This window comes from Streptomyces canus (assembly GCF_030816965.1).
Classification (GTDB): domain Bacteria; phylum Actinomycetota; class Actinomycetes; order Streptomycetales; family Streptomycetaceae; genus Streptomyces; species Streptomyces canus_E.
The window spans coordinates 7,497,567-7,512,465 of sequence record NZ_JAUSYQ010000002.1 but is presented as its reverse complement, the minus strand read 5'-3'; the positions used below and the strand labels follow the sequence as shown (position 1 = coordinate 7,512,465).

Here is a 14,899-nt window from a genome sequence, read left to right as displayed (position 1 = left end):
GCCGACGGCGGGGCGGGGCGTACGCGCGGTCGTGGAAGCACGGCGCCGAGGCCCCTGTGCTGTGAGGGGTTGCGCAGACCCGCCCCGAGGACGTCAGGTCAGAAGCGCGCGCCGGTCGACGGGACCGGCAGCACGTCCGGGGACAGCGCGGCCGCACGCGCCGTCCCCGCGGTCATACGGCGGCTGTGGTGCCGGCGGCACAGGACCTCGTAACCGATGTCGTCGGCCTGGTTGACGTCCCCGACGACGACCTGGGCACCCTCGACGACCATCTCGCCATTGACCGTACGGGCGTTGTGCGTGGCCCGGGCGCCGCACCAGCACAGGGCCTCCACCTGGAGGACCTCGACCCGGTCGGCCAGCTCCACCAGGCGCTGGGAGCCCGGGAACAGCTTGGAGCGGAAGTCGGTCGTGATGCCGAAGGCGTAGACGTCGAGGTCCAGGTCGTCGACCACGCGGGCCAGTTGGTCGATCTGCTCCGGCGTGAGGAACTGCGCCTCGTCCGCGATCACGTAGTCCGCCCGGCCGCCCTGGGAGAGGTGGCCGACGAGGTAGGCGTAGAGGTCCTGGCCGTCCTCGACCTCGACCGCGTCCGTGACCAGCCCGAGCCGCGAGGACAGCTTGCCCTCGCCGGCCCGGTCGTCCCGGGTGAAGATGATGCCCGTCAGGCCACGCGCCGAACGGTTGTGCTCGATCTGGAGAGCCAGTGTGGACTTCCCGCAGTCCATGGTTCCGGAGAAGAACACCAGCTCGGGCATGGGAGGTCGAGCACCTTTCGGTTTCTGCGGTGGATACGGCCGGGTCGGTTTCAGGAGCGTACTTCGAGCAGCGGGACGAGCTGCTCGGCGGGGGTCATCGAACCGTGGTTCCCGACCATCGACGACTCCTTCGGCTCCCGCTCGGAGGCGATGAGGAGCACGTCGTCGCGGGCGGCGGCGACCACGTCGCCGATCCGGTCGTACACCCGCTCGTCGCAGTGGTCCGGCGGCCCGAACCAGCCCGCGGCGATCGCCTCGTCGCGGGAGGCGACCCAGAACTGCTCGCCGAGGACCTCACGCCAGCAGGTCAGGACGTCACCCGCGGCGCCCGGCACCGCGTAGACATGGCGGGCGCGGCCCTCGCCGCCCAACAGGGCGACCCCCGCGCGCAGTTCCCAGTCCTCGTCGAAGTCGATGCGGTGCTGCTCGTCGAAGGGGATGTCGATCATGCCGTGGTCGGCGGTGACGTACAGCGCGCTGTTCGGGGGCAGTTGCTCCGCGAGACGCTGGACCAGACGGTCGACGTACATCAACTGGCCGCGCCAGGTGTCGGAGTCGACGCCGAAGCGGTGGCCCGCGCCGTCGACCTCGGAGTAGTACGTATAGATCAACGAGCGGTCGCCGACGGCGAGTTGCTCGGCCGCGAGGTCCATGCGGTCCTCGCCGGACAGCCGCCCGTGGAACGTGCCGCCGCTGAGCGCGACCTTGGTCAGCGGAGTGTTCTGGAAGGTGGGCGAGGTGACCTGGGCCGCGTGCACCCCGGCCTGCTCGGCGAGTTGGAAGACGGTGGGGTACGGCTGCCAGACCTGCGGCTTGGTCCACGGCTGCCAGCGCAGCTGGTTCATCAGCTCGCCGGTGGCCGGGTTGCGCACGGTGTAGCCGGGCAGGCCGTGGGCCCCCGGCGGGCGGCCGGTGCCGACGGAGGCGAGGGAGGTCGCGGTGGTCGCCGGGTAGCCGGCGGTCAGGGGGCGGCCGGTGCCGCCGCGCGAGCTGGCCAGCAGGGAGGTCATGAAGGGCGCCTCGTCCGGGTGCGCCTTCAGCTGCTCCCAGCCGAGGCCGTCGATCAGGAACACGCAGTTCCGGTCGGCGGGGGTGAGCTCGGAAATAGCGGCGGTCGTGCCCGGTACGTCCATGCCGGCGGCGAGGGTGGGCAGCAGGTCGGCTAGGGAGCCGGTGCCGTACTCGGGGACGGGCGCGGTGTCGAGGGCGAGGGGTTCCGGGTGGTCCCAGGCGGCGGAGTCAGGGGGTGCCGGCGCGGAGCGCCCTCGATCATGGGCGGCGGGGGGAGACGGGTGGGCCATCAGCGGGTGACGTCCGCGGTCGCCTCGGAGATGGCCTGGGCGAAGGCGAGCGCCTGACGCACGGTGTCCGGGCCGTCCCCCGCCTCGCTGACGCGCAGGCTGAGGTCGTCCGCCGTGGAACTGCCGGTGTAGCCGTGGTCCGCCTCGCAGTTGGGGTCGCCGCAGGCGGCGGGCTCCAGGTCGATGCGGGAGACGGCGCCCCAGCCGATGGTCAGCACGACCTCGCGGGGCAGGGTGCCCGGCTGGTACTGCTCCGGGTTGGCGACGACCCGGCTGACCACGACCGACGAGATCCGGCCGAGCTTCACGGACTCCGTGGAGGTGGTGGCGTACGGCGTCGGGGACGTGCTGTCCGCGGCCTGCTCGTCGGTGTGGCTGACGATGAAGCGGTTGCCGGTGAGGACGAGCACGGTCACGTGCCGACGCACCTCGTTCTGGTCGAACGTCGTCTCCTGGTGGACCAGGTACGACCGGATGGGCTCGCCGCCCAGCGCGGACTCCACCGCCTCGGCCACGAGGGCCGGGTAGTAGCCGCTGCGCTCGATCGCCGCTCGCAGCCCCTGGGTCGTCGTACTGGTCTTGGCCATGACGTCCATCCTACGGGGGCGCACTGACTGCGAGGCACCGCTCGCCGCTGCTCAGTACGCGGGAAGTGTCCGCGGGCCGAGGTCGTCGCGGGCGGGCGGCGGCGCGAGCCGCACGGAGGCGCCGAGAACGCTCAGGCCGCGCGGGGCGACGACGACCGGCTCCAGGGTGACCGCGACGACCTCGGGATGGTCGTCGACCAGCCGGGACACCCGCAGCAGGAGTTCCTCCAGTGCCGGTGTGTCGACGGGGGTGGAACCCCGCCAGCCGAAGAGGAGCGGTGCGGTCCGGATCGCGCGGACGAGGGTCGCCGCCTCCCGGTCGGTGACCGGAATCAGCCGGTGCGCGGTGTCGCCGAGCAGCTGCGAGGCGGCCCCTGCGAGTCCGAAGGACAGCACGGCGCCGGCGGCGGGGTCGATGACGGCCCGGATCACCGTGTCCACCCCGCGCGGGGCCATCCCCTGCACCACGGGCCGCAGTTCGTCAGGGGTGCCGAACATCTCGGTCAGCTCGGCGTACGCCCGCCGCAGCTGCTCCTCGTCCGCGAGATCGAGGCGTACGCCGCCGAGGTCGGCGCGGTGGCGCAGGTGCGGGGCGGTGGCCTTGAGGGCGACCGGGTATCCGAGGGTGACAGCGGCCTGGACGGCCGCGTCGGCGGTGCCGGCGGGCAGGGCGCGGTGGACCTGGATGCCGTACATGCCGAGCAGCTCGCAGGTCTCCTCGCTGCCGAGGGTGAGGCCCTGCCCGCGGGTGAGCAGTCCGTCGATCAGGGCGGCGGCGCCCTTCTCGTCGATGGCCGCGTCGATGGACTCGGGCACCTTGCCGGGTTCGGCGGCCTCCCGGCGCCACTGGGCGTACTGCACGGCGTCGGCGAGGGCCCGCACCGCGCGCTCGGCGGCGGGGTAGGCGGGGATGAGGCGCTCGCGGGTCTCGGCGGCGGGCGGCTGCACGGGAGCCGGCGTGGCGCGCAGCCGGTCCAGGGCGCGGAAAGGGTGGTCGGCGCGGATCGTCGGCGGGCCCGAGGCAGCCTGGGGCGCGGTGCTGGCCGCCGCGGACAGGGCCTCCGCGAGGCCGCCGAGCTCGACATGGACCACGAGAACCGGCTTGCCGGGGACCTGCTCCGCCGCGGACCTGAGCGCCTCGGCGAGCGCGGCGTCGCCGGCGGATCCCTCGCCGACCGCCGGGATGGCCGTCACGATCACCGCGTCGTACGCGTCGTCCGCCAACGCGCGCGCGAGAGCCGCGTGGAAGTCCTCCGGCGCGGCCGCCGTGGTGAGGTCCAGCGGGGTCGACGGCTGGAGCCCTTCGGCCACGCACGCGTCGTAGGTGAGCAGGCCGAGCGACTCGGAGTTGCCGAGGATCGCGACCTTGGGGCCGGTGGGCAGCGGCTGGCGGGCGAGCAGCAGGCCGGTGTCCACCAGTTCGGTGATGGTGTCGACCCGGATCACGCCGGCCTGCCTCAGCAGCGCGGAGACCGTGGCGTGCGGCAGGCGCGTCGCGCGGACGGCGTGGCCCTGCGGGGCGGTGCCCGCGCCCTGCACCACGACCAGGGGCTTCGCGGCCGCCGTACGCCTGGCGAGGCGGGTGAACTTGCGAGGGTTGCCGATGGACTCCAGGTACATGAGGACGACGTCGGTGTGCGGGTCGTCGTACCAGTACTGCAGGACGTCGTTGCCGGACACGTCCGCGCGGTTGCCGGAGGAGACGAACGTGGAGACGCCGGTCACGCCGGTGACCCCGGCGCCGCGCCGGTGCAGCCGGGAGAGCAGGGCGATGCCGATGGCGCCGGACTGGGCGAACAGGCCGATCCGGCCGGGGCGGGGCGCCTCGGGGGCCAGCGAGGCGTTCAGCCGGACCTCCGGAGAGGTGTTGATGATCCCGAACGCGTTCGGGCCGATGATCCGCATGCCGTACGCGCGCGCGTGCCGCACGAGTTCACGCTGGCGCTCGCGCCCGTCGGGGCCGCTTTCGGCGTACCCGGCGGAGAGCACCACGAGACCCTGCACGCCGTGTGCCCCGCACTCGGCGACGACCTCGGGGACATGCTCGGCCGGCACCGCGACGACGGCGAGGTCGACGGGGCCGTCGATGTCGCGCACCGAGCGGTGCGCGGGGATGCCGTCGAGCTCCTTCTGCTCGTCGGGGAACGCCTTGTTCACGGCGTACAGGCGGCCGTTGAACCCGTAGTCCCGGATGTTGCCGAGCACGCTGCGGCCCACCCCGCCGGGGGTGCGGCCGACACCGACGACGGCGACCGAGCCGGGGGTGAGCAGCCGCTGCACGGACCGCGACTCCGCGCGCTGCTCGCGCGCGTACTGCACGGCGAGCGAGCGGTCGGTGGGCTCCAGGTCGAACTCCAGGCGTACGACGCCGTCCTCGAAGCTGCGCTTCTGGGTGTACCCGGCGTCGGTGAACACCTTGATCATCTTGACGTTGGCGGGCAGCACCTCGGCGGCGAAGCGCCGGATGCCGCGCTCGCGCGCGACGGCCCCGATGTGTTCGAGGAGGGCGGAGGCCACGCCGCGCCCCTGGTGGGCGTCCTGGACCAGGAAGGCGACCTCGGCCTCGTCCGCGGGGGCGGAGGCGGGCATGCCGTCGGCACCGATGCGGTCGTAGCGTACGGTGGCGATGAACTCGCCGCCGACCGTGGCGGCGAGCCCCACCCGGTCCACAAAGTCGTGGTGAGTGAAGCGGTGGACGTCCTTGGCGGACAGGCGAGGGTAGGGCGCGAAGAAGCGGTAGTACTTCGACTCGTCCGAGACCTGCTCGTAGAAGCTGACCAGGCGATCGGCGTCGTCGACGGTGATGGGCCTGATGCGCGCGGTGCCGCCGTCGCGCAGCACCACGTCGGCCTCCCAGTGGGCGGGGTACTCGTGCCGGTCCGACGCGCTCTGCATGGGCCCCAGAGTACGGCTCGCGTACGACAACGGCGCGAGGCAGTCTGTGGAGAACGCGCGAGAACGCACAAGGATGCACGTCGGGCCGAGGCCGCGGTCCGACCGCTCCCCCCGGAGGGACATCAGGTCCTGTCCGGGGGCGCTTCACGTGTGGGAAACTGGTCTAGACAACCCTGAACACCGAAGGGCAGCATCACATGGCTGAGCGCCGCGTCAACGTCGGCTGGGCCGAGGGCCTTCACGCCCGCCCCGCTTCCATCTTCGTCCGGGCCGCCACGGCCGCAGGTATCCCGGTGACGATCGCCAAGGCCGACGGCAACCCCGTCAACGCGGCCTCCATGCTGGCCGTCCTCGGCCTGGGTGCGCAGGGCGGCGAGGAGATCGTCCTCGCCTCCGACGCCGAGGGCGCGGACGCGGCCCTCGACCGCCTCGCGAAGCTGGTCGCCGAGGGGCTCGAGGAGCTTCCCGAGACCGTCTGAGGGAAGGTGCCTTAAAAAGCATCGAGGGGCTCGTCCGAATTACCGGGCGGGCCCTTCGCATTTCCCTTTCGCGGGCAGCAGAAATACTCCCCCTCGAATTACCCTCTCTTTGTATACGGCGCCCGTGTTAATGCCGCAGACCTGTCACGTTTACAGGATGTTGCGAGGTCCTCACACGGTCCGCGCGATCCTGCCCGGAGGTGAACCGCAGCCGGTGCACCGCGCCGGAGCGCTCGGTGTGCAGCGCCGTGATCGCCCGCGCGCGCTCACCGTCCCCGCGCGCCACCGCGTCCACGATCGCGCCGTGCTCGGCCCAGGACTCCGCGGGGTTGGCCGGCGCGTCCACGACGTACATCCAGGCGATCTTGTGTCGCAGCTGGGTCAGCATCGAGGTCAGCGCGGGACTGCCAGAGGCCTGGGCGAGCGTCTCGTGGAACCAGCCGCCCAGAGAGCGCAGATCCTCGCTGTTGCCCCGCCTGGCCCGCTCCTGGCCCAGCCTGACCAGGCCGCGCAGCACCTTCAGATGGGCCTCGGTGCGGCGCTGGGCGGCCCGGGAGGCGCCGAGCGGCTCGAGGAGCATCCGCATCTCCAGCAGGTCGGCGCCCTCCTGCTCGGTCGGTTCGGCCACGCACGCGCCCGCGTGCCGCCGCGTCACGACGAAGCCCTCGGCCTCCAGCGTGCGCAGGGCCTCCCGGACCGGGACACGGGAGACGCCGTAGCGGCGGGCGAGCAGTTCCTCGGTGAGCCGGCTGCCGCGCTCGTAGACACCGGCGACGATGTCGTCCCGGATCGCCGTGCATACCGAGTGCGCCGGAATACGCATGTCCGACCTCCGTCTTAATCCCCGTGAAACGTCGCCGATTGACGTGTGTTCAGTGACTCTATTGCAATGAGCGGGAATTTCCGACGGCGGACCGGAATCCGGGGATATTTTTTGGACAGCGGGGCCGCGGAAACGACGAAACCCCGGCTCGGGGGAGCCGGGGCCTCGCGGAGATCGCGCGGTGGTTCGTCAGACGTTCACGCCGTGCGAGCGCAGGTACGCGACGGGGTCGATGTCCGAGCCGTACTCGGCGCTGGTGCGCGCCTCGAAGTGCAGGTGCGGGCCGGTGACGTTGCCGGTCGCGCCGGACAGTCCGATCTGCTGGCCCGGGGTGACCGACTGGCCGACCGAGACGCCGATGGACGACAGGTGGCCGTACTGGGTGTACGTGCCGTCAGCCATCCTGATCACGATCTCGTTGCCGTACGACCCGCCCCAGCCGGCCTCCACGACGGTGCCGCGGCCGACCGCGTGCACGGAGGTGCCGCTAGCGGCGTGGAAGTCGACACCGGTGTGGCTGCCGGACGACCACAGGGAGCCGCCGGTCTTGTAGCCGGTCGAGATGTAGGAGCCGGAGATCGGGACGACGAAGCTGTTGAGGCGCTTGCGCTCGGCCGCACGGGCGGCGCGCTCCTTGGCCTCGCGCTCCTCCTTGGCCCGGGCCTCGGCCTTCCTCTTGGCCTCCGCCGCCGCCTTCTTCTGCGCGGCGGCCTGCGCCTGGGCGGCGGCCTGGGCGTCGAGTTGGTCGGCGAGGGAGTCACCGGCGCTGACGACGGGCATGAGGCCGCTCTGCTCGACGGAGTTGTCGGCGGCGAGTGCGGGGGCGGCGATGGTGCCGATGACGCCGGTGGTGGCGAGGGCCGCGACGCCCGCCGCGCGGGCGGTGGTGCGCTTCATGCGGCTGGGACGACGGTGCTTCCCGGTGGCGCAGGTGAACGCCATGTGGTGGCTGGTCCTTTCCTTCCTTCTCGCCTACCGGGTTAGCTGACGGGTTCGGAGCAGGAAGGTCTCCTACGGACTCCCTCGCGGCTCGCGCGGGCGTCCGATTCACCCCAGGGACGTGTGGTGTGGGTCCCCGGCTCCCCTGGCTCGCGCCATGCGGGGACTCGGCGATGACTGTCCGGTGCCGCGGGCGCGGCGCAGTGCCTGACGGACAGCCCAGAGGACGCTAAGCGGGGGCACTTTCAATCCCCAAACGGATCACGGCTTTTGTAGCGCATCCCACAGGGCAGACAGGCAACCTCCTGCCCAATTCGGACATCTGAGGGCCCTGGTGGCGCTTGCGTCACCAGGGCCCCCGAGGTCGGGTTCCTCTACTCGGCCGTCACGACCTTGACTTCGCCGATACCGAGGGCCTCGACGGGCTCCTTGATGGCGGCCGCGTCGCCGACCAGGACCGTCACCAGCCGGTCCACCGGGAAGGCGTTCACGACGGCGGCGGTGGCCTCGACGGTGCCGGTCGCGGCGAGCTGCCGGTACAGGGTCGCCTGGTAGTCGTCCGGCAGGTGTTGCTCGACCTGGTCGGCCAGCGTGCTCGCCACGGCCGCCGCGGTCTCGTACTTGAGCGGCGCCACACCGACGAGGTTCTGTACGGCGACATCGCGCTCGGCGTCGGTGAGGCCGCCTTCGGCAAGCGTGCGCAGCACCTTCCACAGGTCGTCCAGAGCGGGACCGGTGTTCGGGGTGTCGACGGAACCGCTGATGGCGAGCATCGCGGCGCCCGAACCGTCCGGAGCGGACCTGAGGACCTGACCGAACGAGCGCACACCGTAGGTGTAGCCCTTCTCCTCGCGCAGGACGCGGTCCAGGCGGGAGGTGAGGGTGCCGCCGAGGCAGTACGTGCCGAGCACCTGCGCGGGCCACACGCGTGCGTGGCGGTCGGCACCGATGCGGCCGATCAGCAGCTGCGTCTGGACGGCGCCGGGGCGGTCCACGATGACGACCCGGCCGGTGTCGTCGGCGGTCACCGGCGGCACCGGCCGCGGCCGGCCCGTGGAGCCGGTCCAGGAACCGAGGGTGTCGCCGAGCAGGGCGTCCAGGTCGATGCCGGTGAGGTCGCCGACCACCACTGCGGTCGCGGTGGCGGGGCGCACGTGCTTCTCGTAGAAGCCGCGCACGGCCGCGGAGTCGATGTTCTCGACCGTCTCCTCGGTGCCCTGGCGCGGGCGCGACATGCGCGAGTCGGCCGGGAACAGCTCCCTGGAGAGCTCCTTGGCGGCGCGGCGGGACGGGTTGGCCAGCTCGTGCGGGATCTCGTCCAGGCGGTTGCGGACGAGCCGCTCGACCTCGCTGTCCGCGAACGCGGGCGCCCTGAGGGCGTCGGCCAGCAGACCGAGCGCCTTGGCGAGGCGTGAGGCAGGCACTTCGAGGCTGAGGCGGACGCCCGGGTGGTCGGCGTGCGCGTCGAGGGTGGCGCCGCAGCGCTCCAGCTCGGCGGCGAACTCCTCGGCGGAATGCTTGTCCGTGCCCTCGGAGAAGGCGCGCGCCATGATCGTGGCGACGCCGTCCAGGCCGGCAGGCTCGGCGTCCAGGGGTGCGTCCAGGAGCACCTCGACGGCGACGACCTGCTGGCCGGGGCGGTGGCAGCGCAGAAGGGTGAGGCCGTTGTCGAGCGTCCCGCGCTCGGGGGCGGGGAAGGCCCAGACCTTGGGCTCGCCCGCCTGCGGCTGCGGGTGGAATTCCATCGCGGCGAGCTCGGTCACTTGGCCGCCTCCTCGTTCTCGTCGGTGGCTTCCACGGTGGCCGCGGACTCCGGGTCTTCGGCGCCCTCGGCGTCCTCGGCGCTCTGGGCGATCTCGGCCGGGGCGGTGGGCTCGTAGACGAGCACCGCGCGGTTGTCGGGGCGCAGCTTGGCCTTGGCGACCGCCTGGACCTCCTCGGCGCTCACCTCCAGGACGCGCTGTACGGCGGTCAGGGCGAGCTGCGGGTCGCCGAACAGGACGGCGTAGCGGCACAGTTCGTCGGCGCGTCCCGCGACGGTGCCGAGCCGGTCCAGCCACTCGCGCTCCAACTGGGCCTGGGCGCGCTCCATTTCCTCGGCCGTGGGGCCCTCTTCGGCGAACCGGGCGAGCTCCTCGTCGATGGCGGCCTCGATGACCGGTACCTCGACGTCACCGGAGGTCTTCACATCGAGCCAGCCCAGGGAGGGAGCACCGGCCAGGCGCAGCAGGCCGAAGCCGGCCGCGACGGCCGTACGGTCGCGCCGTACGAGCCGGTTGTAGAGGCGGGAGGAGTCGCCGCCGCCCAGGACGGTGAGGGCGAGGTCGGCCGCGTCGCACGCGCGTGTGCCGTCGTGCGGAAGCCGGTAGGCCGCCATCAGCGCGCGTGCCGGGACCTCTTCCTCGACGACCTCGCGCAGCTGCTCGCCGATCGTCTCGGGCAGGGAGCCGTCGCGGGGCGCGGGCTTGCCGTCGTGCGACGGGATGGAGCCGAAGTACTTCTCGATCCAGGCGAGCGTCTGCTCCGGGTCGATGTCGCCGACGACCGACAGAACCGCGTTGCCCGGCGCGTAGTACGTGCGGAAGAACGCACGCGCGTCCTCCAGCGTGGCCGCGTCCAGGTCGGCCATCGAGCCGATCGGGGTGTGGTGGTAGGGGTGGCCCTCCGGGTAGGCGAGGGCGGTGAGCTTCTCGAAGGCCGTGCCGTACGGGACGTTGTCGTAGCGCTGTCGTCGCTCGTTCTTGACGACGTCCCGCTGGTTCTCCATGGACTCGTCGTCGAGGGCGGCGAGCAGGGAGCCCATGCGGTCGGCCTCCAGCCAGAGGGCGAGCTCCAGCTGGTGGGTGGGCATGGTCTCGAAGTAGTTGGTGCGCTCGAAGCTGGTGGTGCCGTTGAGCGAGCCGCCGGCGCCCTGGACGAGCTCGAAGTGACCGTTGCCCTGCACCTGCTTCGAGCCCTGGAACATCAAGTGCTCGAAGAGGTGAGCCAGGCCGGTACGTCCCTTGACCTCATGGCGTGAGCCGACGTCGTACCAGAGGCAGACCGCCGCGACCGGGGTCAGGTGGTCCTCGGAGAGCACCACGCGCAGGCCGTTGGCCAGGCGGTGCTCGGTCGCTGTCAGGCCCCCGGTGCCTGCCTGGTCTGTGGCCGTGTGACCCATGGGCATGTACGTCCCTTCGATCGCGGTCGCGGTCGTGGAAACCGCGGTTGTCCTGCCGGTCCTGCCACTGTATGCAAGCGTGCGGACCCTCGGCGAAGTTCCCGGGGCGCGTACGCCCACAGCGGATCGCGTAGCCTGCGGGCAATCGTGAGGGAGGCGCTGTGCCGGCGCCGGGCCGGGCGCCTGAGCCGGGTCCTGGCCCGGACTGTCAGTGCCGCGGTCCACAATGGTCCGCGTCAGATCCCGTTCACGCTTCAGCAAGAGTGAGCCAAAGGGCCGTGAGCGACCCGTAGGCGAGCGACCAGAAAAGAGGAGCCGGCAGCGATGGCCCGCCGCAGCACGAAGACCCCGCCGCCCGACGACTCGTACGAGGAGCGGATCCTCGACATCGACGTCGTGGACGAGATGAAGGGCTCGTACCTCGAGTACGCGTACTCGGTCATCTACTCCCGCGCGCTCCCCGACGCCCGCGACGGCCTCAAGCCGGTGCACCGGCGCATCGTCTACCAGATGAACGAGATGGGCCTGCGCCCCGACCGCGGCTATGTGAAGTGTGCCCGCGTGGTCGGCGAGGTCATGGGTAAGTTGCACCCGCACGGCGACGCGTCGATCTACGACGCCCTCGTGCGCATGGCCCAGCCCTTCTCGATGAGCGTCCCGCTGGTCGACGGCCACGGCAACTTCGGTTCCCTGGGCAATGACGACCCGCCGGCCGCCATGCGGTACACCGAGTGCCGCGCCGCCGAGGCCGCGAGCCTGATGACGGAGTCCATCGACGAGGACACGGTCGACTTCGCGCCCAACTACGACGGCCAGGAGCAGGAGCCGGGCGCGCTGCCCGCCGCCTTCCCGAACCTGCTGGTGAACGGCTCCTCGGGCATCGCGGTCGGCATGGCCACCAACATGGCGCCGCACAACCTCGCCGAGGTCATCGCGGCGGCCCGCCACCTGATCCGCTACCCCAACGCGGACCTGGACGCCCTGATGCGACACGTCCCGGGCCCCGACCTGCCCACCGGCGGCCGGATCGTGGGGCTCTCCGGCATCCGGGACGCCTACGAGACGGGCCGCGGCACCTTCAAGATCCGCGCGACGGTGTCGGTGGAGACGGTCACGGCCCGCCGCAAGGGCCTCGTCGTCACCGAGCTGCCCTTCACGGTCGGCCCGGAGAAGGTGATCGCCAAGATCAAGGACCTGGTCGGCTCGAAGAAGCTCCAGGGCATCGCCGACGTCAAGGACCTCACCGACCGCGCGCACGGCCTGCGTCTGGTCATCGAGATCAAGAACGGCTTCGTGCCGGAGGCGGTCCTTGAGCAGCTCTACAAGCTGACGCCGATGGAGGAGTCCTTCGGCGTCAACAACGTCGCGCTGGTGGACGGCCAGCCCCTCACGCTCGGCCTCAAGGAGCTCCTTGAGGTCTATCTCGACCACCGCTTCGAAGTGGTGCGCCGCCGCAGCGAGTTCCGGCGCACCAAGCGCCGCGACCGGCTGCACCTGGTCGAGGGCCTGCTCACCGCCCTGGTCGACATCGACGAGGTCATCCGCATCATCCGCTCCAGCGACAACTCCGCGCAGGCGAAGGAGCGCCTGATCGAGCGCTTCTCGCTGAGCGAGATCCAGACGCAGTACATCCTGGACACGCCCCTGCGGCGCCTGACGAGGTTCGACCGCATCGAGCTGGAGTCGGAGAAGGACCGGCTCAACGCCGAGATCGCGGAGCTGACCCGGATCCTGGAGTCGGACGCCGAGCTGCGCAAGCTGGTCTCCGCCGAGCTGGCCGCGGTCGCCAAGAAGTACGGCACCGAGCGGCGTACGGTCCTGCTGGAGGCCGGAGCGACGGCCCCCGTGACCGCCGTACCGCTCCAGGTGGCGGACGACCCGTGCCGGGTACTGCTGTCCTCGACGGGCCTGCTGGCCCGTACGTCGAACGGCGAGCCGTTCCCGCAGGACGCCGACGCCAGGCGCAGCAAGCACGACGTGATCGTCTCGGCGGTACCGGCCACCGCGCGCGGCGAGATCGGCGCGGTCACGTCGTCCGGCCGCCTGCTGCGGCTGAACGTGATCGACCTTCCGCAGCTCCCGGACACCGCGGCGGCCCCCAACCTCGCGGGCGGGGCCCCGCTGTCGGAGTTCCTCTCGCTGGAGGACGACGAGACGCTGGTCTGCCTGACCACGCTCGACGAGTCCTCCCCCGGTCTGGCGCTCGGCACCGAACAGGGCGTCGTCAAGCGCGTGGTCCCCGACTACCCGTCCAACAAGGGCGAGTTGGAGGTCATCACCCTCAAGGAGGGCGACCGGATCGTCGGCGCGATCGAACTGCGCACCGGCGAGGAGGACCTCGTGTTCATCACCGACGACGCCCAGCTCCTCCGCTATCAGGCCTCACAGGTCCGTCCGCAGGGCCGTCCGGCGGGCGGTATGACGGGCATCAAGCTCACCGAGGGCGCGAAGGTCATCTCCTTCACCGCGGTGGATCCGGCGGTGGACGCGGTCGTCTTCACGGTCGCGGGCTCGCGCGGCACGCTCGACGACTCGGTCCAGACGACGGCCAAGCTGACTCCGTTCGACCAGTACCCGCGCAAGGGCCGGGCCACGGGCGGTGTGCGCTGCCAGCGGTTCCTGAAGGGTGAGGACTGCCTGTCCCTGGCCTGGGCGGGCGCCGTCCCGGCCCGCGCCGCGCAGAAGAACGGCACACCGGCCGACCTCCCGGAGATCGACCCGCGCCGCGACGGCTCGGGCGTGTCGCTGGCGAAGACGGTGTCGGTGGTGGCGGGACCGGTCTAGAAGTCGGGGTCCTGCCCGTCGGGATCCTGTACGTAGCGAAGGACGCCCCACATGCCGGCCTCGTCGGCGTGCGGGGCGTCCGCGTCTGCCCTGCACGCCTCCAGCTCCTTGCGCAGGGCGGGAGTGTCGATGCCGGAGCCGATGAGGACGAGCTGGGTGAGGCGGGCGTCACCGGGCGCCCAGGCCTCCGGGTAGAAGCGCAGGAAGCGCCCCACGGCATGGACGGCGTAACGGTTGCGGACGTCGTACGGCCCGAAGTCGACGTAGCCCTTGATCCGGTAGAGGCCCTCGGGCCTGCTGTCGAGGAACGCCATCAGTCGGCGGGGATCGAGGGGTTCGTCGGAGGCGAAGGAGAGGCTGTCGTAGCCGGAGTGCAGATGTCCGGCGTGATCGTCAACGTGGTCGTGGTCGTCATGCAGGTCGTCGAAGGAGAGCTGTCCGATGCGTTCCTCGGCGGGCCGGCAGTCGAAGAGGAACTCGGGGTCGATGCGACCGTAGGTGGCGGGAACGACAGCCGCACGGTCGACAAGTCGACGCACCAGAGCGAGGACGTGTTCGGCGTCGGCCGCCCGGTCGAGCTTGTTGACGACGACGAGGTCGGCGAGAGCGAGATGCCGGTCGATCTCGGGATGCCGGGCGCGAGTGTCGTCGAACTCGGCGGCGTCGACGACCTCGACGAGGCCGCCGTAGACGATTCCGGGTTGCTCGCTGGCGAGCACCATGCGGACGAGTTCCTGCGGCTCGGCGAGTCCGCTGGCCTCCACGACGATCACATCGATGCCGGTGTCGGGATGGGCGAGCCGGGACAGGTACTGGTCGAGTTCGCCGACGTCGACGGCGCAGCACAGGCAGCCGTTCCCGAGGGAGACGGTGGAGTCCCCGAGCGCGCCGGCCACAGCCATGGCGTCGATCTCGATGGCACCGAAGTCGTTGACGATGGCTCCGATACGGCTGCCGCCGCTGCGGTGGAGGAGATGATTGAGGAGGGTGGTCTTGCCGGAACCCAGGAATCCGGCAAGGACGACGACCGGGATCTGCCGGTGGCTCCCGCTCGGCTGACTCAACGTGCGACCTCTTTCGCGCTGCCGCGTGCACCGGACCGCGGACCCGGCGCACGTACGAGGTTTGAATGCCGGACCAGGATACGAGCCGGAATAATCACCGCGAAGTGAA

Annotated in this window: 11 protein-coding genes and 1 riboswitch; of the genes, 2 read left to right on the top strand and 9 right to left on the bottom strand. The window is 71.4% G+C overall.

Annotation, left to right across the window (positions count from 1 at the left end; translation table 11 throughout):
* Positions 1 to 98 precede the first annotated feature (98 nt).
* From QF027_RS35545 to QF027_RS35530, 4 genes are read right to left on the bottom strand one after another with little or no spacing between them, the layout of a single operon-like run.
* Positions 99 to 758, bottom strand: coding sequence for a thymidine kinase (locus QF027_RS35545; protein ID WP_306975392.1), 660 nt, complete (start codon positions 756 to 758; stop codon positions 99 to 101).
* Between the two features lie 50 nt (positions 759 to 808).
* Positions 809 to 2,059, bottom strand: a complete 1,251-nt coding sequence (locus QF027_RS35540; protein ID WP_306975394.1) for an alkaline phosphatase family protein — start codon at positions 2,057 to 2,059, stop codon at positions 809 to 811.
* Positions 2,059 to 2,655: a DUF5998 family protein gene (locus QF027_RS35535; protein ID WP_266529629.1), complete on the bottom strand. Its 597-nt coding sequence runs from the start codon at positions 2,653 to 2,655 to the stop codon at positions 2,059 to 2,061. The genes QF027_RS35540 and QF027_RS35535 overlap by 1 nt, the downstream gene beginning before the upstream one ends.
* Before the next feature lie 42 nt (positions 2,656 to 2,697).
* Positions 2,698 to 5,541 carry a bifunctional acetate--CoA ligase family protein/GNAT family N-acetyltransferase gene (locus QF027_RS35530; protein WP_307079220.1) on the bottom strand — a complete coding sequence of 948 codons (2,844 nt, stop codon included), beginning with the start codon at positions 5,539 to 5,541 and terminating at the stop codon, positions 2,698 to 2,700.
* A gap of 197 nt (positions 5,542 to 5,738) precedes the next feature.
* Here QF027_RS35530 and QF027_RS35525 point away from each other — a divergent pair, with 197 nt between their 5' ends.
* Complete coding sequence (locus QF027_RS35525) at positions 5,739 to 6,020, top strand: HPr family phosphocarrier protein (RefSeq protein ID WP_007385204.1); 282 nt, start codon at positions 5,739 to 5,741, stop codon at positions 6,018 to 6,020.
* A gap of 127 nt (positions 6,021 to 6,147) precedes the next feature.
* Here QF027_RS35525 and QF027_RS35520 read toward each other — a convergent pair whose 3' ends face one another.
* From QF027_RS35520 to QF027_RS35505, 4 genes are all read right to left on the bottom strand, one after another.
* Positions 6,148 to 6,843: a GntR family transcriptional regulator gene (locus tag QF027_RS35520; protein ID WP_306975401.1), complete on the bottom strand. Its 696-nt coding sequence runs from the start codon at positions 6,841 to 6,843 to the stop codon at positions 6,148 to 6,150.
* A gap of 189 nt (positions 6,844 to 7,032) precedes the next feature.
* Positions 7,033 to 7,785, bottom strand: a complete 753-nt coding sequence (locus QF027_RS35515) for a M23 family metallopeptidase (RefSeq protein ID WP_306975402.1) — start codon at positions 7,783 to 7,785, stop codon at positions 7,033 to 7,035.
* Between the two features lie 13 nt (positions 7,786 to 7,798).
* A riboswitch (cyclic di-AMP (ydaO/yuaA leader) is annotated at positions 7,799 to 7,965 on the bottom strand.
* A gap of 191 nt (positions 7,966 to 8,156) precedes the next feature.
* Positions 8,157 to 9,545, bottom strand: coding sequence for a M16 family metallopeptidase (locus tag QF027_RS35510; protein WP_306975404.1), 1,389 nt, complete (start codon positions 9,543 to 9,545; stop codon positions 8,157 to 8,159).
* A complete protein-coding gene (locus QF027_RS35505) occupies positions 9,542 to 10,942 on the bottom strand; it encodes a M16 family metallopeptidase (RefSeq protein ID WP_306975406.1) in 1,401 nt (466 codons plus the stop codon). Before QF027_RS35505 ends, QF027_RS35510 begins: the two co-directional genes overlap by 4 nt.
* Before the next feature lie 324 nt (positions 10,943 to 11,266).
* Between QF027_RS35505 and QF027_RS35500 the strand changes: the two genes are divergently transcribed.
* On the top strand, positions 11,267 to 13,726 hold the full coding sequence (locus QF027_RS35500) for a DNA gyrase/topoisomerase IV subunit A (protein WP_280862167.1): 2,460 nt from the start codon (positions 11,267 to 11,269) through the stop codon (positions 13,724 to 13,726).
* On the opposite strand, the gene QF027_RS35495 is transcribed toward QF027_RS35500, so the two are convergent.
* A complete protein-coding gene (locus QF027_RS35495; RefSeq protein ID WP_307079218.1) occupies positions 13,723 to 14,790 on the bottom strand; it encodes a CobW family GTP-binding protein in 1,068 nt (355 codons plus the stop codon). The two genes, QF027_RS35500 and QF027_RS35495, sit on opposite strands and share 4 nt — an antisense overlap.
* Between the last annotated feature and the right edge of the window lie 109 nt (positions 14,791 to 14,899).